Origin of the sequence: Butyrivibrio sp. FC2001, from assembly GCF_000424125.1 — a bacterium.
Classification (GTDB): Bacteria; Bacillota; Clostridia; order Lachnospirales; family Lachnospiraceae; genus Butyrivibrio.
Genome location: NZ_AUJH01000004.1, coordinates 40,749 through 60,786, shown reverse-complemented (window position 1 = coordinate 60,786; position 20,038 = coordinate 40,749). Strand labels below are relative to the sequence as shown.

Annotated in this window: 18 protein-coding genes; 15 read left to right on the top strand and 3 right to left on the bottom strand. The window is 41.7% G+C overall.

From position 1 onward, the window contains the following. The first annotated feature begins 74 nt into the window (after window positions 1-74). The 4 genes from G601_RS0102200 to G601_RS0102185 all read left to right on the top strand — a co-directional run bounded on the left by G601_RS0102200 (window position 75) and on the right by G601_RS0102185 (window position 3,967). The gene (locus G601_RS0102200) at window positions 75-1,628 is read left to right on the top strand and encodes a sodium/proline symporter (protein WP_026492497.1); all 1,554 of its coding nucleotides are present in this window, start codon (window positions 75-77) and stop codon (window positions 1,626-1,628) included. Window positions 1,629-1,811: 183 nt separating this feature from the next. Then, window positions 1,812-2,234 carry a flavodoxin gene (locus G601_RS0102195; RefSeq protein ID WP_026664348.1) on the top strand — a complete coding sequence of 141 codons (423 nt, stop codon included), beginning with the start codon at window positions 1,812-1,814 and terminating at the stop codon, window positions 2,232-2,234. 243 nt (window positions 2,235-2,477) lie between these two features. Continuing rightward, window positions 2,478-2,696: a helix-turn-helix domain-containing protein gene (locus G601_RS0102190; RefSeq protein WP_026492713.1), complete on the top strand. Its 219-nt coding sequence runs from the start codon at window positions 2,478-2,480 to the stop codon at window positions 2,694-2,696. Next, a complete protein-coding gene (locus G601_RS0102185) occupies window positions 2,693-3,967 on the top strand; it encodes a HipA domain-containing protein (RefSeq protein ID WP_026664347.1) in 1,275 nt (424 codons plus the stop codon). Before G601_RS0102190 ends, G601_RS0102185 begins: the two co-directional genes overlap by 4 nt. Before the next feature lie 12 nt (window positions 3,968-3,979). On the opposite strand, the gene G601_RS0102180 is transcribed toward G601_RS0102185, so the two are convergent. After that, window positions 3,980-4,285, bottom strand: a complete 306-nt coding sequence (locus G601_RS0102180; RefSeq protein ID WP_026664346.1) for a YolD-like family protein — start codon at window positions 4,283-4,285, stop codon at window positions 3,980-3,982. A 9-nt stretch (window positions 4,286-4,294) separates the two neighbouring features. Further along, on the bottom strand, window positions 4,295-5,560 hold the full coding sequence (locus G601_RS0102175) for a Y-family DNA polymerase (protein ID WP_026664345.1): 1,266 nt from the start codon (window positions 5,558-5,560) through the stop codon (window positions 4,295-4,297). A gap of 223 nt (window positions 5,561-5,783) precedes the next feature. On the opposite strand from G601_RS0102175, the gene G601_RS0102170 reads away from it, so the two are divergent. From G601_RS0102170 to budA, 5 genes are all read left to right on the top strand, one after another. Beyond that, complete coding sequence (locus G601_RS0102170) at window positions 5,784-6,323, top strand: glutathione peroxidase (RefSeq protein ID WP_026664344.1); 540 nt, start codon at window positions 5,784-5,786, stop codon at window positions 6,321-6,323. 25 nt (window positions 6,324-6,348) lie between these two features. After that, on the top strand, window positions 6,349-6,786 hold the full coding sequence (locus tag G601_RS0102165; protein WP_026492718.1) for a flavodoxin: 438 nt from the start codon (window positions 6,349-6,351) through the stop codon (window positions 6,784-6,786). 202 nt (window positions 6,787-6,988) lie between these two features. Further along, window positions 6,989-7,345, top strand: coding sequence for a hypothetical protein (locus G601_RS21540; protein WP_051205490.1), 357 nt, complete (start codon window positions 6,989-6,991; stop codon window positions 7,343-7,345). A 136-nt stretch (window positions 7,346-7,481) separates the two neighbouring features. After that, the gene (locus tag G601_RS0102155) at window positions 7,482-8,408 is read left to right on the top strand and encodes a ketopantoate reductase family protein (RefSeq protein ID WP_026664343.1); all 927 of its coding nucleotides are present in this window, start codon (window positions 7,482-7,484) and stop codon (window positions 8,406-8,408) included. 443 nt (window positions 8,409-8,851) lie between these two features. Beyond that, the gene (gene budA, locus G601_RS0102150) at window positions 8,852-9,601 is read left to right on the top strand and encodes an acetolactate decarboxylase (protein ID WP_026492721.1); all 750 of its coding nucleotides are present in this window, start codon (window positions 8,852-8,854) and stop codon (window positions 9,599-9,601) included. A 20-nt stretch (window positions 9,602-9,621) separates the two neighbouring features. Here budA and G601_RS0102145 read toward each other — a convergent pair whose 3' ends face one another. Continuing rightward, window positions 9,622-10,404 (bottom strand): formate/nitrite transporter family protein, encoded by a 783-nt coding sequence (locus G601_RS0102145; protein WP_026664342.1) that lies wholly within the window; start codon window positions 10,402-10,404, stop codon window positions 9,622-9,624. Between the two features lie 264 nt (window positions 10,405-10,668). On the opposite strand from G601_RS0102145, the gene G601_RS0102140 reads away from it, so the two are divergent. The 6 genes from G601_RS0102140 (at window position 10,669) to G601_RS0102115 (ending at window position 19,935) form a co-directional block, all read left to right on the top strand. Continuing rightward, window positions 10,669-11,610 carry a hypothetical protein gene (locus tag G601_RS0102140; protein WP_155829559.1) on the top strand — a complete coding sequence of 314 codons (942 nt, stop codon included), beginning with the start codon at window positions 10,669-10,671 and terminating at the stop codon, window positions 11,608-11,610. Window positions 11,611-11,622: 12 nt separating this feature from the next. Further along, window positions 11,623-13,866 carry an MATE family efflux transporter gene (locus tag G601_RS0102135; RefSeq protein ID WP_026664341.1) on the top strand — a complete coding sequence of 748 codons (2,244 nt, stop codon included), beginning with the start codon at window positions 11,623-11,625 and terminating at the stop codon, window positions 13,864-13,866. An 82-nt stretch (window positions 13,867-13,948) separates the two neighbouring features. Then, the gene (locus G601_RS0102130; protein WP_026664340.1) at window positions 13,949-15,325 is read left to right on the top strand and encodes a TrpB-like pyridoxal phosphate-dependent enzyme; all 1,377 of its coding nucleotides are present in this window, start codon (window positions 13,949-13,951) and stop codon (window positions 15,323-15,325) included. Between the two features lie 187 nt (window positions 15,326-15,512). Next, the gene (locus tag G601_RS0102125; RefSeq protein ID WP_026492726.1) at window positions 15,513-16,289 is read left to right on the top strand and encodes a ZIP family metal transporter; all 777 of its coding nucleotides are present in this window, start codon (window positions 15,513-15,515) and stop codon (window positions 16,287-16,289) included. 194 nt (window positions 16,290-16,483) lie between these two features. Beyond that, the gene (locus tag G601_RS0102120) at window positions 16,484-18,223 is read left to right on the top strand and encodes an ABC transporter ATP-binding protein (RefSeq protein WP_026664339.1); all 1,740 of its coding nucleotides are present in this window, start codon (window positions 16,484-16,486) and stop codon (window positions 18,221-18,223) included. Further along, window positions 18,217-19,935: an ABC transporter ATP-binding protein gene (locus tag G601_RS0102115; RefSeq protein ID WP_026664338.1), complete on the top strand. Its 1,719-nt coding sequence runs from the start codon at window positions 18,217-18,219 to the stop codon at window positions 19,933-19,935. Before G601_RS0102120 ends, G601_RS0102115 begins: the two co-directional genes overlap by 7 nt. Window positions 19,936-20,038 lie beyond the last annotated feature (103 nt).

Below are 20,038 nucleotides of genomic sequence, written 5' to 3'. Positions count from 1 at the left end.
AAGTAGTTTCTTTATCCCTTTAATGTGGTAAAATGATAAAGTCTATTCATTTTATATTTTTAAAGGGAGGAAAAATGAGTACAGCGCATATCGGTATAATCATTTCAATTCTGGTATATCTGGCTATGATGCTTCTTGTAGGCTTTGTAAGCTCTAAGGATACCAACGATGTAAGCGATTTTTATCTTGGGGGAAGAAAACTTGGTCCGTTTGTTACTGCCATGAGTGCAGAGGCATCGGATATGAGTTCATATCTTCTGATGGGACTTCCGGGACTTGCATATTTTTCAGGTGTTGCAGATGCCGGATGGACTGCAATAGGTCTTATTGTAGGAACCTATCTTAACTGGCTCTTCACAGCCAGAAGACTTCGTAATTATACGGAGAGGCTCGATGCCATCACTATTCCGGATTATTTCAAAAAGAGATTCCGTGATAACAGTAATGTAATTCTTTGTATTGGAGCATTATTCATTCTGATATTCTTTGTGCCCTATACAGCTTCAGGATTCTCAGCATGCGGCAAGCTGTTTTCATCGCTTTTCGGAGTTAAGTATCAGTTGGCAATGATCGCTTCTGCAGTAATAATCATCGGTTATACAACAACAGGTGGTTTCCTTGCTGCTTCCAAAACTGACTTTATCCAGTCAATCGTAATGACAATGGCACTGTTTTTCGTTGTGGGATATGGAATCGTATCTGCAGGCGGAATGTCAGCTGTAATTGAAAACACCAGGAATTTGCCTGGATTCCTTGATTTCAACGCTACTCACAGTAACGTGACAGGAGAGGGACTTCCTTATGGCATTTTCAATAAGGTGACGATGTTCTGCTGGGGACTTGGCTACTTCGGAATGCCCCATATTCTTCTTAGATTTATGGCAGCAAGAAAAGCGTCTGAGATTAAGCTTTCAAGAAGAATAGCATCTGTATGGGTTGTATTCTCACTTGCTATTGCAGTTTTCCTTGGTGTTGTAGGTAGAGCTATGACAGAGGCAGATGCGCTTGCTTCACTGATTGATCCTGCAGACCTCACAAGCTCATCTATGGCAGAGACATTGATAGTAGTAATTGCTGAGCAGATAAGCAGGCATAATTTTGTATTTGCACTTATTGCAGGACTTGTTATTGCAGGAATTCTGGCATCAACAATGTCCACAGCGGATTCACAGCTTATCGCAGCTTCCTCTGCAGTTTCTGAGAATATCATTCAGGAAACCTTCAAGATCAAGCTGACAGAGAGATATGCGATGTTTACAGCAAGACTTACACTTATCATTGTTGCCGTATTTGGTATCATTATCGCATGGAATCCCAACAGTTCGGTATTCGGCATTGTATCCTTTGCCTGGGCCGGATTTGGTGCGGTTTTCGGACCTGCAATGATAATGTCACTGTATTGGAAGCGTACTAATAAGTTCGGAGCCATCGCAGGAATGATATCCGGCGGCCTTATGGTATTCTTATGGAAATATACTGTAAGACCTATGGGCGGTGTCTGGGATCTGTACGAACTTGCGCCTGCGTTCCTGGTTGCAATAATAATGATCGTTATTGTAAGCCTTCTTACAAAGGAACCTGAACAGGAAATTGTTGATGAATTCGAACATGTATCCAAGATGTCATAAATAAAGATAAGCGTAGCAGTTTGATGGTGCTGCTACGCTTTTTTTATTACACAAATGTCTAAGTTGAAAAAACTTATCACCAGAGTTTGTCAGAACCTGTTGAAAAGAAAATACTGATATGATAACCTTTGGACAGTTAGCAATAGCTAACATAGTTGCAACAACAAAGGAGGAAAAATCAGTATGAGTAAAGTAGCAGTTGTATATTGGAGCGGTACAGGAAATACAGCAACCATGGCAAACGCAGTTGCTGATGGAGCAAAGGGAGCAGGTGCTGAGGTTACAGTTCTTAACCCGTCAGAGTTCAGTGCAGACAAGGTTTCAGGCTTTGACAGCATTGCCTTTGGATGTCCTGCAATGGGAGCTGAGGTTTTGGAGGAAACAGAGTTTGATCCCATGTTTTCAGCAGTAGAGGGCTCACTTGCAGGAAAGAAGATTGGATTGTTTGGTTCATTCGGATGGGGAGATGGCCAGTGGATGAGAGACTGGGAGGATCGCTGTAAGGGTGACGGAGCAGTTCTTGCCACAGACAGTGTAATGGCCAATAATGCTCCGGATGATTCAGCTCTTGAGGAATGCAGATCACTGGGAATGGCACTTGCATAAAGCTATAGACAGTATTAGAGGAAAAATATAATAACATGAATAATGTGTAGCGAGCTGGTCATGGTGACCAGCTCGTTTCGGCATATATACGAAAATGTTGGTAAAGACCCTATAGGAAGGGAGAACTTGACTACGCCGTACGGCTTATTATAGAATGAAATGAGAAAAATAGAGCCGAACGGCGTATTTTTGTATTTGAATGTTTATATTTGTTCGTACGGCTTATTTTGGGCGGAGGCGTATATGATAATAAACAATGCGGCTGATTTTGGTAAAGCATTGAAAAATCGTAGAAAAGAACTTGGCTATACCCAGCGATATATTTCTGAATTTACCGGATTCAGTATCAGTTTTATTTCGGATTTGGAAAATGGCAAGAGCACGGCTGAACTGGGAAAAGCTATCTATCTTGCCAATATGCTGGGACTTGATATTGCTGCTAATGCGAGGGGAAATAAATGAGACATTATAATGTATATCTTGAAATAGACGGGAGTCAGGTAAAAGTAGGAGTAATAGAAGGTAATTCTTCTGAAGATGCCAGCTTTTCATATTCAAAAGAATATGTAGCGAGGACAGATTCAAGGGCTATTTCTGTATCATTACCAATACAGGAGGAACCTTTTTCTCCTGAACGTACCAAAATCTTTTTTGACGGACTTCTGCCGGAAGGATTTATGAGAAAGAGCATAGCTACTAATATGCACTTTGATGAGAATGATTATCTGTCGATTCTTTATAACCTTGGGAAGGAATGCCTTGGCGCAATAAGAATAGATGAGTCTGATGAGGAGCAGGAATCCGGGTATGAAGCTATAACTTCTATGCAAGTAGAGGAGCTGGCAGCTGAAGGAACAACCAAATCCACGGAGATAGTAATAAAAACTCACTTATCGCTGACAGGGGCTTCAGGAAAAGTTGGACTATATTATGATGAAAAAGAGGGAAGATGGTATCTGCCCTGCGGACTTGCACCAAGTACACATATAGTTAAGCAAAGTCATATTAGGCTTGATGGGATAGTTACAAACGAGCAATTGTCTATGTTAACAGCTCATAAATGCGGAATAGATATTCCGGAGAGCTTTATTATTAATGTCGGCCAGGGTACTGATTCACAGGTTCTTTTTGCTACAAAAAGATATGACAGGATTATTGATGAAACATCACAGTTGATTGGAAATTTGAAGCGTCCTTTCAGGGGGCATCAGGAAGATTTTGCTCAGGCCATGGGAGTGGCAGCCTTTGAAAAATATGAAACAGACGGTCAGAACTACGCTGAGAAAATGTTTGAAATAATCAGAAATTATGCAAGAAGGCCATTGGAAGATCAATTGCGTCTTTGGGATAGAATAGTGTTTAACTTTGTGCTTGGCAATACGGATGCACATATTAAAAACTATTCGCTTCTGTATGACCCACATATGGAAGGAATATCACTTGCTCCGGCGTACGATATGATAAGCACGGTGATTTATGAGAGTGCGACGAAAAATATGTCTTTTAACATCGGTGGAATAAGAAATCTAGATAGCGTTGATGAAGATAGCTTTAAGTCACTTGCTGCAAAAGTTGGAATTGGTGAGAAAATCGCTATGAGTAATTATCATAAGGTTCTCGACCGATTTGAAAATGCGGTGAAGGAATCCGCTGAAGAATTGAAGGAGATGGGCTTTGTCAATGCAGGAGACATTGCAGAAAGAATTCTTCTGGCACGAAAAAAAGCACTGTAAGTTATCACAGAATTACACCTGTATTTCTCGTATATTATCAAAACTAATGTCTGTTGTGACAACAGTAAGATACCGGGCGTCTTTCTTTATATTGGAGATCAGCCCGGTCTTCTTTATGTAAGCATCATAATCGTAATAGGTTATGGTGACCATGTCACCAACCTTTAGAAGAGATAGCTGATAGTCGAGGAAGTCCAAGGCTTCTTCAGACAAAATGATCTTTTCTACTTCTATACGTTCCTTTTCCCTTAATGCGGACTCAAAGCCCTTAAGTGCTGCAAAGGGCATGAACTGGCTTGCTCTGTCTGCTCTTGGCATATATTCCTCCTATATTATTGAACCTGCTTTATGGCCGCCGATTTGTGCGTTTCGTTCTATTGCATTTCCTGCATCAAGAAGATCCATGCCCTTAAGAATGGCGTTTTTACCATAGCGGGCTTTAATCTCATTTACTGACTGTGTGATCTTGCGGTCTTTTTCCATTATCTCCGGGTCAACAAAAAAGCTGTACTGCTCAAAACATTCATCAAGAACAGAATTGGCGCTAATACCGACCCTGCGGATAGGGACATTTCGCAAGGTGCTCCTTAAATAAAGCTTCGTATAGGCATCCATAAGAATCCTGTAGGAGTTGGTCGTGACCTGGAGATTCGTACTTGCGCCCGTGGATGGGAAGGTTTCTGCACTGTAACCCACATAAAGTGAGAGATTGCTGCTAACAACATGGGCTGCGACCATATCAAGGGACAACTCATCTGCCATTTCCTTCACGATGATAAGTGCTTCATCAAAATTGTAATCACGCATCAGTACCTGTCCGCAGGAGAGGGATTTTGAGCGTGAGCGGTAGTTCTTGATTTCCTGCATGGTGCAGGGCTCCCGTCCCCAGGCGTGGTCAATCAGGTATTCGGCAAGGACGCCGAAATTTTTATATAGCAGTTTTTCAGGAAAAATCGCAATATCTCCCTGGGTATACATGCCAAGGGAGTTGAGCCTTCTCTGGGTGCCGGGACCAATTCGCCAAAAATCTGTCAGGGGTTTGTGTGTCCACAGTTTTTGCTTAAAAGATTCCTCATCAAGCTCAGCTATAAAGTCGGGAGAGTGTTTAGCCAGGATATCAAGGGCTACCTTCGCCAGATAAAGGTTAGTGCCAATGCCGCAGGTAGCCCGCAGTCCCAGTTTATCTCTTATGTCGCCCATGATCCTAAGTGCAAGGTCGTGGGCTGATAAGGAGTACATACCAAGATAGTTCGTTACATCGAGAAAAGACTCATCAATTGAATAAACATGAATATCTTCCTTAGCGACGTAGCTTAGGTATATACCGTAAATATCGGCAGATATGTCTACATAGCGCTTCATTCTGGGCGGAGCGACTATGTAATCAAGGTGCTTGGGTATCTCATATATTCTGCAGCGGTTCTTGATTCCAAGGGCTTTCATAGCGGGTGTTATTGCAAGGCATATAGTGCCTTTGCTGCGTTCCTTGTCAGCAACAGCGAGAAGGGCTGTCATGGGGTCTAGTCCTCTGTCCACGCATTCCACACTGGCATAGAAGCTCTTTAGATCGATTATCATAAACTGGTTAATCATAAGGCAGCTCCTAGAGTAATGATTAGAACTGACGTTCCGAACATACATTTGGGTAGAGATTATAATACACCAGGAGAACATATGTTTCAATAGAACATATTATTAAATTTTTGTGAGAGCATATATGAGGAGTATTGATTTTTAATCTGAAAAGGTGTAATATACAATTATGAATTGCGCACAATCAAATAGAGATAAATATATAACCAAGGAGGAATCACCAATGATCTATGATTACAAGGTAACTACCGGAACCGGAGAAGAGCTTAGCCTTTCAGATTACAAGGGAAAAGTGATTCTTGTTGTTAATACTGCTACTGGATGTGGTTTCACACCTCAGTACAAGCCCATCGAAGATTTATATCAGAGCTATCATGACAAGGGATTGGAGATACTTGATATTCCCTGCAACCAGTTTGGCGGACAGGCACCCGGAACAGATGAAGAGATCCATGAGTTCTGCACTTTGCACTACAATACTACATTCCCTCAGATGAAGAAGGCTGACGTTAACGGAGAGAATGAGCTTCCGCTTTATACATATCTTAAGTCTCAGAAGGGATTTGAAGGCTTCCAGGATCATCAGTACAGAGAGGTTCTTGAAAAGATGTTTGCAGAAGCAGATCCTGAATGGGATAAAAAGCCTGACATCAAGTGGAACTTTACAAAGTTTGTGATCGACAGAGAAGGAAATATTGTTGCAAGATTCGAGCCTACAGCTGATGTGGCTGACGTTGAGGCTTGCATCAAGGCATTGCTTTAATTGATGCAGAGAATGGAGGAATACAATGGCTACACTCGTAACATTTTTTAGTGCAGGAGGCAAAACTGCCAATGTTGCAAAGGAGTTTGCAAGTAGAATAGGTGCTGATGTTTTTGAAATTGTTCCTCAGGAACCATACACATCAGCTGACATTAAGTGGACAAATCCGGTTGCAAGATGCAACAGGGAGCAGATAGCAGGGAAAGAAGTACCGGTAAACGGGAAAATAGAGGATTTCGATAAATATGACACCGTATATATCGGATTCCCTATATGGTATGGTCAGGCTCCAAGAGTCATTCATACATTTGGTAAAGGCTATGACTGGTCTGGCAAGGCAGTACATGCTTTTGCTACATCAGGAGGAAGTGGTATAGGAAAAACTGCTGAGAAGCTTAAGCCTTCATTAGCAGGAGTTGCTTCTTTGGATGCAAAGCTCGTTCATAGTGCAGACGAATTGTAAATTGTAATAGTTAGTGGGGGTTGTCGCTTAGTGACAGCCCCTTTTTATACACTTTTATCTTACCATATCCTTTAATGAATCTGAGGGACTAATATAAGCTTCTTACAGCTTTTGCAGAAGTCTATTTTGTAATCTAGGCAATCAGAGCCCTTTTTCTGTATAATTAGAAAATGAGATTAAATAACAATGAGGATTAAGAGAGATGTACTATATAATAGATAGCATTTTGAGAAAATGCTCCAAGGAAGAATGTCATAACGGTAAGAAGCAGTATGTGGCGGTGTTATCACCAGAGGAGTGGATAGCTGAAAAAGACACTTTCGAAATGGGTATTGATATTGAGCCGGACATGATGGATATCTATACGACAAATGCCGATGTGAACTATGATTCTGTTACCGGAACCTTTGCTATTCCGGATAGATATAATATGGCAGGAGATTACCACAAATGGTATCCATACAGGCTGGAATTATCTGCAGTCGTACATATTCAGCATAGAAGCCAGCGGGAATCCTGCAACGATAGGAGCTTATCATGGTACATTGAATCGCGCTAATGGCTTTTTCCATGAGAGTTACGGGTATGAAGGCTCGATCACTGCAACGATAATGGCGACAGCGTCAATCCTCTGGCTGGTTTGCAGGCTGAATAAAAATGGTTGGAAATATAAAAACTAAACGGAAAGGGTCAAAATGGAATTTAAAAAGATTGCATTAATCGGAGCAGGAGCGGTCGGAAGCTATATATTGTGGGGACTTTCACATAAGGACGAGTTAGATCTTTCTGTTGTCGCATCGGGAAAGCGAAAAGAAAGAATTGAGACAGAAGGCTTATGTATTAACGACAAGCTTTATAAGCCTGTGGTGAAGACACCGCAGGAAGCTTTCGGAGCAGATCTTGTTATTGTGGCAGTAAAATATAATGCCCTGCCAGTGGCTGTCCTGGATATAAAGGAAATCGTAGATGAGCATACCATAGTAATAAGTCTTATGAACGGTGTTGATAGCGAAGATGTGATAGCTTCTGAAATTGGTGAGGAACATATAGTTCCGGCACTTATAAAAGTTGCTTCAGAAAGAAAGCAGAACAGGATATATTTTGATCCGGAATCCACGATTGGAGTGGTCTATGGAGAAAAAGATGGAAAGAGCTCGGAAAGAACACTAGCGCTAGAGCAGCTTTTTGAAGGAACCGGGCTCCATTACAGAGAGACAGATGTTATATTATCGGAAATATGGAGCAAGTTCAGATTAAATGTGGGGAATAACCTCCCGCAGGCAATGCTGAGTGTGGGCGTAGGTGCGTATGGCGATAGTGAACACATCGCTGCGATCAGAGAAGGCCTTGTAAAAGAGCTTGATGAGATTGCAAAAGCAAAGGGGATAGACATATCTCTGGCAGATCCATCATCGACCAGAGGAAGCAAAGTCTTTAAGCGTGCAAGATACTCAACTCTTCAGGATCTTGATGCGAAAAGGCATACAGAGATTGATATGTTTTCCGGTGCGTTAATTCGAATGGGCAAGCAATATGGCATCTCTACACCGTATAATGAATTCACATTTCATATGATAAAGGCTTTAGAAGAAAAGAATGACGGAAAATTTGATTACAGTTGATATGTAATTTCAAACTAAAACTATAAGCTCTGGATTCTTACAATGAATCCAGGGCTTTTTTTGCGAATATAGGGATATTAGGTACATTGTTGTTGAAGGTCCGTATTATTACCACATAAAAAAGACAAAAATGGAATAATATAAAGATTAATGAGGGAATCCGGATTCTTGTCACGTAGAACCCGGATTTTTTGTGTTTGAAGAAAAGATTTTATTCTTATGAGGGAGTCAAGAGAGCTGTTTCTCTCTTAATGATTTAAGGATACAGGCAAAATCGTAAAAGAAAGTGACTGGTCTGTGTAAAATCTGTGAATCATTTTGATGACAGCGATTATCTGAATATCTAAAAAGTCTATTAAATATGAGCATTGGTTCATCTTCTTGAAAATAGGAGATGTAAAATATAGTTGGTGTTTAATACACGATTGAAAATGAGGAGCGATATGAAGGGACAAGATAATGGGAAGTATTACCAGGTATCTACTTTACAGGCTCTGGCATTAGGATTTTCGAAGTCTGTTATTACAGTAGAAGAACTACTACAGCATGGAGATATGGGGCTTGGAACATTTGAAGATGTGGATGGCGAAATGATTGTCTTGGACGGAAGGTGTTACCGGGCTAAGAATAATGGAGATGTGGTTTTTGCAGAGGATGATCGGGGTGTTCCATTTGCTTCTGTATGTTGTTTTCATGCGCAGAGAATTGAGACTCTTGGGGAAATGAGCTCAATAGAACAGCTCAAATCATGGTTGACCCTTAAGATAGAAGAAGATTTTGGGCTTAATTCCATGTATGCCGTTCGGATTGATGGTGAGTTTTCCATGGTGGACGCAAGGTCGGAATCAGGGACAAAGGCACATCATGTGACACTTAAGGATGCTCTGAGCGTTACGCAGAAAGCTTTTAGGTTTGAGAATATCAAGGGTTCGCTTGTGTGCGTGTACTATCCTGACTATATGGATGGAATAAATGCTGCAGGATGGCATTTGCATTTCCTTTCAGACGATAAAAAACATGGCGGACATGTATTTGATATCGCCCTAAAACAAGGAAATGCGTCTATATGCAGGATTACAAGCGTAGAGGTTCGAATACCGGACACACCTGCATTTGATACCTATGCACTTAAGGGCGTATCAAAGGATGAGATAAAAAGTGTGGAACAGGGGACTTCCAGAACACAAGAATGAATCTGGGCGAGGCTCCAATTTCATTTTTTTAAGTAGATAGTGTAATACATAGCACCAACACAGACAGCGCCACCAATTATATTCCCGATTGTTACCGGAATAAGATTTGTTACAAAGAATCCAAACAGACTAAGTCCATCCGCAGGAAGTCCGTAAACAGCTGATGTCAGCATTCCTGCAGGAATGAAGTACATGTTGGCGATGCAGTGCTCAAAGCCGCAAATGATGAATAGCATTACAGGAAGCCACAGAGCAAGGACTTTTCCGGCAATTTCGTCAGCTGAGAAAGAACACCATACAGCCAGACAAACAAGTACGTTACAGAGAATACCTCTAAGCAGACCGTCACTGAAAGATATATTTGCCTTGGTAACAGCAGTTGAAATAACTGACTCTGCAAGAGCATTATTGGCAAATGAGTAAATATGGGAAGTGGAAGCTATAAGTGCGATAAGGAATCCGCCGACCATATTTCCAAAATAGACAAGCACCCAGTTCTTAAGCATTCCAGAAAGCTTAGCTTTTCCGGATAGAACAGGAATAAAGATGAGGCAATTTCCTGTAAAGAGCTCAGCGCCTCCAACAAGAACCATAAAAAGACCTATTGGGAAAACAACACTGCTGATCATGCGTGCACTAGATGGGTCAGTTGCCGTGCAGCTTGCTATCTGACTTCCGAGACCGCCAAGAGCTATATAGGCGCCTGCAAGGATTCCCAAAAGGAACGTCTTGAGAGCAGGGAGTTCTGTCTTACCCTTTCCTACAGATTCGTATGTTGCTGCTATTTCAGCGGGTGATTTCATGTTATTGACCTTCTTTCATACTAGAGAATAATTGCCACAATAATAGAATACAGTAAAATAAGTAGTTCTTGTGGCAGCAAATGCGATTTTATTAAAAAAATTTATTATTTGCAAGGGATTCCCCATTTTGATATAGCCATTTTTTAAAATTAGTACCTATTCCAAGCCAATGGAAGCAATTAAGTTTATACACTTTTAACAAAAGAAATAAACGTAAAAGTGGTAAAATTATAATACCGATGAAATGTATAAGGAGAATAATTTATGGCTGTCGTATTTACACTATTGTCGATGCTGATGACCTGTGCCTGCGATCTTTTTGAAAAGAAATCCGTATCCTCCAAGACAGAAGAAGTAATAAAGACCTTGGTCTGGTATGGAATCTTTAATGCACTTTTGCTGGTTGCAGTGCTATTATTCGGTCTGGATGAAACCTCGCTGCTTCCGCATCAGCTTATTCTCAAAAAACCTATTATAATAATTTCTCCGATACTGAATTACGTTTGTTTGTTTTTTGCCCTGGTAGCTTACAAGTATGTGGGAGTTTCCGTCAGAAATTCTTTCGTAAATATCGATGGTATTTTTTTTGTTATCCTTTTGGTGATGTATCACCTGATAACCGGAAACGCCGATTTTGCTACCAGATTGTTCAAGCCATTAACGATCATCGGTCTTATACTTGTTTTCAGCGCAGGCATGATCTATCCCCACTTAAAAGGACCTGTGGAAGAAGGCAGGAATAAGGATTCGGAATCAGAAGAAAAGTCAAGGGGAATACTTATTTTAGGCATCATTATAGCTGTCATTGCAGCGTTTTTTGATGGTTCCGAATCTATGGTAACAAGTGTTCTTATTGGAGATGAAATAGTAGATTCCCTTGATTATATCGCTGTAGCTTCCCTGTTACAGGTTATCTTTACTTTCTTTTTATGGATATATCTTTGGATTAAAAACAAAAAGCCGCATAATCCTTTCCGGAAATCGGAAAAAAACCGTTTCCTCGGAGAGTTTTGCTTACTTGCAAGCGATCTTTTCTACGTTTTCGCGTTGTCGAGAGATGCCCTTTTAGGAATTATTTTATGGAATGCATTTCCGGTCCTTGATATTGTGGGAGCACGTATCTTTATGAAGGAAAAGCTGAGCTGCATACAGTATCTGGTTTTGGGAATGCTGATTGTAGGAGCTGTGTTTGTCGGGTTGTCTTAAGAGGAAAATAATATGGAGAAGCGTCTAAGACATATTGGTAAACGTATCATACAGACCGTGGTCATAGCAGCATTGGCAGTTCTGGTAGATTATCTTGCCGTAGTATGGTCAAATGATGAGTCTATCTGGCTGGGTGAAGCCGTGGAAGTTGTCGGATCAATAATGTGTAGCCCGGCAGTGGGAGGCTTCGCAACAGTTATTTGCGTCCTGGTAACAGATTTTATAGAATACCATAGCTTTGAATATAGCTTTATGTGTATTTTTGAAGGAGCATCTATGGCTCTGATCGGTGTAATTTACCGTGCTCTGGTAAAGGACGAGGATAATTTCGGAATTCGCGAGATTGTAATTTTTAATTTCGTCCAGGTACTGGTAAACACTATTGTCTTATACCTTGCAACACCACCTACTGTTATAATGGTTTTCGGATTTATCATCGGGGACTGGTCAAAGGAACTTCTTGTGGAAGAGATGGGGATACTGGGAGATAATACTTTTTCTGCCATCATTTCCATAGCACTTATCGGAACGTTTCTGCTGGCAATATGCATTTCCTTCAGGAAGAAACTTAAGGAATATGGGAATGCTTCCGATGTAGTAAAGTCCGTCTTTAAATCTACCTTTATCAATAAAGAATATAGAACACGTGCCTTTGAATATACATTTGGTATATTTTTTGCGATTGCACTTACCATGACGGACGGAGTGGTTTCTGGACACGTTTTGGGAGAAAAAGCGCTGGCCGCAACTTCAATCATGGTTCCCCTTATATCCTTAAGCACCTTCATTTCCAATATCATCACCTCCGGATGTTCCAACCTCTGTGCTATAGCCAAGGGAGATGGTGATTATGAAAGAGGAAGGAAGCTCTTTTCTCTCGGTCTTATGACAACGATTTTTCTGGGAGTTATTCAGATTCCTGTCTACTTTTTCACTGAGAATCTGTATTTTGCATACTTTACATCTTCGCCGGAGATTGAAGCTTTTGCCAGAGAGTATTATCACTTTTATATTTTTGTTCCTCCATTAATGGGCCTGGCCACATTTTTTGACGAGATAGCTGCATCTGACGGGGATGATGGGCTTTCCTATGCCGGATATCTTGTCTCCTTTGCCGTTAATGTGGGAATGTCTATTGCTTTATCAAATATAATTGGGATGTCCGGTCTTTCGATTGCTACTGTGTTAAGCTACGTGGCTTATATCATTGTGGTTTCGGTTCATTTCTTTAAGAAAAGCAATACCTACAAGTTCTGTTTCCACTTTTCATTCCGCGATCTTTTTGTATTTGCAGAGCGTTCACTTAAAAGTAATGTCAAAGGACTTTGTATGGCCTTGGCATCAGCATCATTTACCAAAGCAATCTTATTATTCTGGGGAAGCAGCTACCTCATTGTAAATACAGTGCTTTGTGCCATGTTGGAGATATACGAAATAATCAATGGTCCTTCTGAGGCGGCAGAGTATCTTTTTGCCACATATGCGGGTGAAAAAAATAGTGATGGTCTGAAGACACTTTTTAAAGAAGCGCTGACGGTCACCCTGATAGGTGGCATGGTACTTTCTCTTTTCTTACTGGTGGCACCAAATACAGTGCTTCTACTCTATGGAGTGGAGGAATCTCCGCTTAGAGCTGAACTTATCAAATGTATCCGATTCTCTGCCGTGGGAGTTATCGCTGCGGCTGTTGGAGGCTTCTTAAGCGATTACTACGGAAATATCGGAAATCCGATGTGGTCTTGTTTAATGATGGTTTTCCGAACAGCCTTATTTCCGATTTTGTTTTGTGTCACCTTTAGTCTTGATGGCGGAATCATTTTCATGGGCAAAGGAATGTTGCTTTCCCAGGTTGTTGCTGTAGCTATTTTCTATGGATTTGTTTTTATTGTTAAGGGCGGTGACAGCATACCTTATTTACTGGATGATCCGGATTTTGAAAAGGTAAAAATGAATTCCTTTGATTATACCCCTGCGGAATATGAACGGATATTGGGCTGGATCAACGATAACCTTAAAGAGCAGGGAATAGAAGAAACAAAGATAGCGGAAGTTAAGGAATTAGCCAGTTCATTGTTTAAGATAACAGAGGAAAAGAGCGGTAAAAAGAAAGTGCTTGGTGAATGTGTACTCAGGTTCCTGGGAGATCCGGAGGTCATAATCAAGGACAACGGGGAGCTGTTTAAGCCTGATATTACTGATGATCGTCATATATATAATGTGCTTATGTCATGTAACAGCAATAAAATCTGTGTATAGTTTTTCATTGCTTCTCGATTGACTTTATATGCTAAAAATGCTTTAATGATTTAAACTGATAAAGAGGAAAAGGATCGAGACAATGAGTGAAGAGAAAAAAATCCCGTATAAAATTTATTTAAGCGAAGACGAGATTCCCAAGCAGTGGTATAACGTAAGAGCTGATATGAAGAATAAACCGGCTCCGCTGCTTAATCCCGCAACCTTAGAGCCCATGGGCTTTGAGGATCTGAGACCTGTTTTTTGTGACGAGCTCATTAAACAGGAACTCGATGATACAACTCCATATATTGATATTCCGCAGGAGGTTCAGGATTTTTACAGAATGTACAGACCTGCACCGCTGGTAAGAGCATATTGTCTTGAAAAGGCTCTTGGAACACCTGCAAAGATCTATTACAAGTTTGAAGGTAACAATACAAGCGGAAGCCATAAGCTCAATTCCGCTATTGTTCAGGCATATTATGCAAAGAAGCAGGGCCTTAAGGGTGTTACAACCGAGACCGGAGCAGGTCAGTGGGGAACAGCTCTTTCTATGGCATCTGCATATCTTGGAATCGACTGCAAGGTCTATATGGTTAAGGTTTCTTACGAGCAGAAGCCCTTCAGACGTGAGGTTATGCGCACATACGGCGCAAGCGTAACTCCTTCTCCTTCCATGGAAACCGAGATAGGAAAAAAGATAAATGCAGAGCATCCCGGAACAACAGGTTCACTCGGATGCGCAATTTCAGAGGCTGTTGAGGTAGCTACAAAGACAGAGGGCTACAGATATGTTCTTGGAAGCGTGCTTAACCAGGTTCTTCTCCATCAGACTGTTATCGGTCTTGAGGCAAAGGCAGCGCTTGATAAGTATGGAGTAACACCTGATATCATTATCGGCTGCGCAGGTGGTGGATCAAACCTTGGCGGACTTATTTCTCCTTTCATGGGGGAGAAGCTCCGCGGTGAAAAGGATTACAGGATCATAGCTGTAGAGCCTGCAAGCTGTCCCAGCTTCACAAGAGGAAGGTTTGCATACGACTTCTGCGATACCGGAATGGTTTGTCCTCTTGCAAAGATGTACACTCTCGGCAGCAACTTCATTCCTTCAGCTAACCATGCCGGAGGACTTAGATATCACGGCATGAGCCCGATTCTGTCACAGCTTTATCATGATGGATACATGGAGGCAGTTACAGCAGAGCAGACTGCAGTATTCGATGCTGCTCAGAAATTCGCAAGAGTAGAGGGTATCCTTCCTGCACCTGAGAGCTCACATGCTATCAAGGTCGCTATGGATGAGGCTCTTAAATGTAAGGAGACAGGAGAGGAGAAGACAATTCTCTTTGGCCTTACAGGAACCGGATACTTCGATATGGTTGCATATCAGAAGTTCAATGATGGCGACATGACTGATTTCATCCCTACAGATGAGGAGCTTGAAAAGAGCTTCGCTACACTTCCGAAGGTTGAATAAAAAGAGTCTTAGTAAAAAATGAGAGAATTTTATAAAAATGTCTCATTATGATAGAATACGGAGGAATTTCTAAATTGAATTCCTCCGTTTTTTTGATAATATATAGATAAAAGTTGTGCACAATATAAAAGTACACAACAACGGAATGATATTTAATGCTGAGAAGCATAGAAAAGAGGGCAATGGCATGGAGACGATTTTAGGATTACTGATCCCTTTTGCTGGAACTGCACTTGGTTCAGCTGGCGTTTTCTTTATGAAAAAGGAACTTAGTGGCAAGGTTCAGCGCGCACTCACCGGATTTGCCAGTGGGGTAATGGTGGCAGCGTCGATATGGAGTCTTATTGTTCCTGCGCTGGATCAGTCGGAGCATATGGGAAAGCTTTCATTTCTTCCTGCGGTAATAGGATTCTGGCTGGGTATTTTGTTCCTTTTGTTTCTTGATAGTGTAATCCCTCACCTTCACATGAATGCGGAAAAGGCAGAGGGACCAAAATCAAAGCTAAAAAAGACAACAATGATGGTTTTGGCAGTAACTCTTCATAATATTCCTGAAGGAATGGCAGTTGGAGCAGTATTTGCCGGACTCCGCTCAGGATCTGATGCAGTTACGGCTGGTGGAGCACTTGCACTGTCACTTGGTATTGCCATTCAGAATTTCCCCGAAGGAGCTATCATTTCAATGCCCCTTCACGCGCGGGGAGAGAGTAAGTTCAAAGCTTTTATGGGAGGCGCGTTGTCAGGCGCTGTTGAGCCTCTTGGAGCGCTTCTTACAATTCTTGCAGCGGGATTGGTTGTTCCGGTATTGCCATATCTGCTTTCATTTGCAGCAGGAGCTATGATGTACGTGGTTGTAGAGGAGCTTATTCCTGAAATGTCAGAGGGAGAGCACTCAAATATCGGAGTATTGATGTTTGCTGTAGGATTTACACTAATGATGGCTCTTGATGTGGCTTTAGGATGAGTATGTTAAAAAGGTGGAGACATTGTCTTCATCTTTTTTTGCATTCGGAAGACGTGTAGCTAAACGCGGAGTCAACGTTGACGGAAGATATATAATCCACTAACCCCGTCCCCCAGGACCATATTGACAGTTCTTTACACTAATGATAGTTTGTTAGCATGAGCTAACTTGGTATCAAAAAGGAGGAACTGGCAATGTTTAAAAAGGTCGCCCCATATATGGGGGAGTACAAAAAGTATACTGCTCTCGCGGCAATTATGATGTGCATAGGTATTGTAGCAAATATCTTGCCGTATTTTTTTCTTTATCAGATTATTTCACCTCTGACACGAGGGGAGAGCATCAGTTTTTCATATATCATGCTACGGGTTCTCTATGTAGCAATATGTGAAGTTATCTATTCATTTTCTTACGTACAGGGTCTTTCATTTTCGCACGTTAGTGCCTATAACACTTTGAAAAATATCAGAATTTCACTCCAGGGCAAGCTTGAAAAACAGCCTCTTGGAAATATTCAGGAGCTGGGAACAGGGCGAATCAAGAAGGTATTCACGGATGATATAGATCAGATTGAGCTGCTTCTTGCTCATGCTATACCCGAAGGTATCGCCAATATAGTTATTCCATTGATCATTATCATTCTCATGTTCATTATGGATTGGAGACTGGGGCTTTTGTCGCTGGTACCTCTCGTTGTGGGAATGTTCGCCATGGGTGTGATGATGTCGATTGGCATGAAGGACATGAATAATTACTATGAATCCGCTGCCAGAATGAACAATACAATTATCGAGTACGTCAACGGTATGGAGGTTGTTAAGGTATTCAATAAGGATGGGGATTCATACAAGCGCTTCGGCGATGTGGTCAGAAGCTATCGCGATTTCACACTTGCCTGGTACAAGGTTTGCTGGCCATGGATGGCAATATATTCCAGCGTTCTTCCATGTCTTGTTCTTCTTATCCTTCCTGTTGGTTCGATGATGGTGCTTGGGGGCACGGTAACTCTTGATAAGCTGGTTTTGGTCTGCTGTATGTCATTTGCAGTTGGGCCGTCAGTTTTAAAGGCGCTTAATTTCGCAGGAAAATTCCCTCAGCTTTCATACAAGATAACAGAGCTTGAAAATCTCATGTCACATCCTCCGCTCAAAGAGGGAAATGAAGCTTTTAAGGGCACTACTCATGATGTTGTTTTTAAGGAGGTTCACTTTGGATATGATGACAAGGAGGTTTTGCACGGTGTTGACCTCACTCTTAAGCAGGGCACTACTACAGCGCTTGTAGGTGAATCCGGAAGTGGAAAATCCACACTGGCAAAGCTACTGGTTCATTATTATGACTTAAACTCCGGAAAAATAACGATTGGCGGGCAGGATATCACTGACATGACGTTGAAAGACTTAAATGAACAGGTCGCATTTGTATCTCAGGAGCAGTTTTTATTTAACACCTCTTTATATGAAAATATCCGCATCGGAAGACCTGAGGCCACAAGAGAAGAAGTGCTGGATGCCGCAAGGAGAGCGCAGTGTAACGAGTTCCTTGAAAGATTCCCTGATGGCATCGAAACTCAGGCCGGAGATGGCGGCAAGCAGCTTTCAGGCGGTGAGAGACAGAGAATCTCCCTTGCAAGAGCTATCCTTAAAAATGCTCCGATCATAGTTCTCGACGAGGCCACAGCCTTCATGGATCCTGAGAACGAAGAAAAAATGAACGCTGCTCTTGATGAGATCGTTAAGAATAAGACCGTGTTAGTCATTGCTCACAAGCTTTCAACCATAAAGAATGCAGATAAGATCTGCGTTATGAAGGATGGACAATGCATAGCTGCGGACAATCATGAGAAGCTTGTCAGCACCTGTCCTGAATACAAAAAGCTCTGGAACGCATCGGTCAGCGCAAGCACCTGGAGAATAAAGGAGGCGGCATGTTAAAAATATTAAATAGAATTATTGGAATTACAGGAAAATACAAAACAAGGATACGTGCCTCGTATATTACATCCTTTTTCAAGGGAATCATGATGAAGGCACCGCTTATCATCTGCTTTGTTGCCATAAGCCTGTTTATGGAAGATAAGATGGATACGACAAAATGCCTGTATCTGGGTATTGCTATGGTTCTTAGTGTGGTGCTGGAGGCAATCCTTGAGCATCTTACAAATGTACTTCAGTCAGCGGTAGGATATATGGTTTTTTCTGACCTTAGGCTTAAGCTTGGAGATCACCTTCGTAAACTCCCCATGGGATATTTTACGGAAGGAAACATTGGGAAGATCAGCTCTGTTCTTGCTACTGACATGGTTTTCATTGAAGAAAACTGCATGGGTGTTTTGTCAGAGCTTGTTTCATTCATTATTTCTCAGGGGTTAATGGTAGCCATGATGTTTGTCATGGATATAAGAATGGGACTTTTGGCGGTTCTTGTCGTTATAGCTTTTATTATCATAGGAAATCTGATGCTCAGAATGTCTCTTAAGCATTCTGTGATCAAGCAGGAAGCCAGCGAATCTCTGACTGAAGAGGTGCTTGATTTTGCTGAAGGTATAGCCATTATAAAGTCCTACAACATGCTCGGGGACAAATCACAGAGACTAACCAATGAATTTGAAAAGAGCTGCAGGGAAAGCATTGATTTTGAGATGGCTTATGGCCCCTGGAGCAGGGCGTTATACCTTGCTTTTGGTATAGGGACAGCGGCTATGCTGGCTATGGCAGCCTTTTTATACAATGCAGGGGAAATATCGAATTCCTATATGTTCGGCATGGCACTTTTCCTGTTTGATATGTTTGTGTCCATTAAAAGCTATTATGGCCAGATGGCGAGACTTACGGTAACAGATGCAAGCCTTGACCGGATAGAAGAGGTATTTAAGGCAAAAGAGCTGGCAGATGTTGGTAAAAGAGCTCTCGATGGAGCAATGGAAGAAACTGAGATTGAATATGACAACGTAAGCTTTGGATATACCGAAAAAGATGTACTGAGGAACGTATCCTTTAAGGTAAATCCCGGAGAAATGACAGCTCTTGTAGGTCCTTCCGGTGGTGGAAAATCCACTATTGCTTCGCTTCTTGCAAGATTCTGGGATATTAAGGATGGAAGAATTCTCGTCGACGGACAGGATGTGAGAGAGGTTTCCCTTGGGTCCCTCATGGATCGCATAAGCATGGTATTCCAGAGAGTATATCTTTTTCAGGACACTATTTACAATAACATAGCCATAGGACGTCCTGACGCCACCAGAGAAGAAGTGGAAGAGGCTGCTAAAAAGGCCAGATGCTACGACTTTATTATGGAGCTCCCTGAGGGCTTTGATACTGTGATCGGAGAAGGCGGGGCATCACTTTCCGGCGGAGAAAAGCAGAGGATATCTATAGCGAGATGTATTCTGAAGGATGCTCCTATAGTAATCCTGGATGAAGCCACAGCAAGCGTAGATGCTGATAACGAGAGGGCAATTCAGGAAGCTATCTCCGAGCTTTGCCGCAATAAGACGCTTCTGGTCATCGCTCACAGGCTCAAAACAATCCGTGATGCGGATCGCATACTTGTTATAAATGATGGCGAAATCGCGGAAAGTGGAAATCATGCGGAGCTTATGGAGATGGATGGAATGTATGCACATATGGTAGCGCTTCAGAGTTAACTGATAATATTTATCAACAATGAAATACAAACATTTAAGAGATAAAAAAACATGATATTATGCTGTTAGCAATAACTAACATCTTTTAAAAAGTTTTGGAGGA

Excerpts from the sequence above, each read along its gene's own strand:
- G601_RS0102200 (WP_026492497.1), top strand. The coding sequence starts at position 75 with ATGAGTACAGCGCATATCGGTATAATCATTTCAATTCTGGTATATCTG.
- G601_RS0102195 (WP_026664348.1), top strand. The coding sequence starts at position 1,812 with ATGAGTAAAGTAGCAGTTGTATATTGGAGCGGTACAGGAAATACAGCA.
- G601_RS0102190 (WP_026492713.1), top strand. The coding sequence starts at position 2,478 with ATGATAATAAACAATGCGGCTGATTTTGGTAAAGCATTGAAAAATCGT.
- G601_RS0102185 (WP_026664347.1), top strand. The coding sequence starts at position 2,693 with ATGAGACATTATAATGTATATCTTGAAATAGACGGGAGTCAGGTAAAA.
- G601_RS0102180 (WP_026664346.1), bottom strand. The coding sequence starts at position 4,285 with ATGCCAAGAGCAGACAGAGCAAGCCAGTTCATGCCCTTTGCAGCACTT.
- G601_RS0102175 (WP_026664345.1), bottom strand. The coding sequence starts at position 5,560 with ATGATTAACCAGTTTATGATAATCGATCTAAAGAGCTTCTATGCCAGT.
- G601_RS0102170 (WP_026664344.1), top strand. The coding sequence starts at position 5,784 with ATGATCTATGATTACAAGGTAACTACCGGAACCGGAGAAGAGCTTAGC.
- G601_RS0102165 (WP_026492718.1), top strand. The coding sequence starts at position 6,349 with ATGGCTACACTCGTAACATTTTTTAGTGCAGGAGGCAAAACTGCCAAT.
- G601_RS21540 (WP_051205490.1), top strand. The coding sequence starts at position 6,989 with ATGTACTATATAATAGATAGCATTTTGAGAAAATGCTCCAAGGAAGAA.
- G601_RS0102155 (WP_026664343.1), top strand. The coding sequence starts at position 7,482 with ATGGAATTTAAAAAGATTGCATTAATCGGAGCAGGAGCGGTCGGAAGC.
- budA (WP_026492721.1), top strand. The coding sequence starts at position 8,852 with ATGAAGGGACAAGATAATGGGAAGTATTACCAGGTATCTACTTTACAG.
- G601_RS0102145 (WP_026664342.1), bottom strand. The coding sequence starts at position 10,404 with ATGAAATCACCCGCTGAAATAGCAGCAACATACGAATCTGTAGGAAAG.
- G601_RS0102140 (WP_155829559.1), top strand. The coding sequence starts at position 10,669 with ATGGCTGTCGTATTTACACTATTGTCGATGCTGATGACCTGTGCCTGC.
- G601_RS0102135 (WP_026664341.1), top strand. The coding sequence starts at position 11,623 with ATGGAGAAGCGTCTAAGACATATTGGTAAACGTATCATACAGACCGTG.
- G601_RS0102130 (WP_026664340.1), top strand. The coding sequence starts at position 13,949 with ATGAGTGAAGAGAAAAAAATCCCGTATAAAATTTATTTAAGCGAAGAC.
- G601_RS0102125 (WP_026492726.1), top strand. The coding sequence starts at position 15,513 with ATGGAGACGATTTTAGGATTACTGATCCCTTTTGCTGGAACTGCACTT.
- G601_RS0102120 (WP_026664339.1), top strand. The coding sequence starts at position 16,484 with ATGTTTAAAAAGGTCGCCCCATATATGGGGGAGTACAAAAAGTATACT.
- G601_RS0102115 (WP_026664338.1), top strand. The coding sequence starts at position 18,217 with ATGTTAAAAATATTAAATAGAATTATTGGAATTACAGGAAAATACAAA.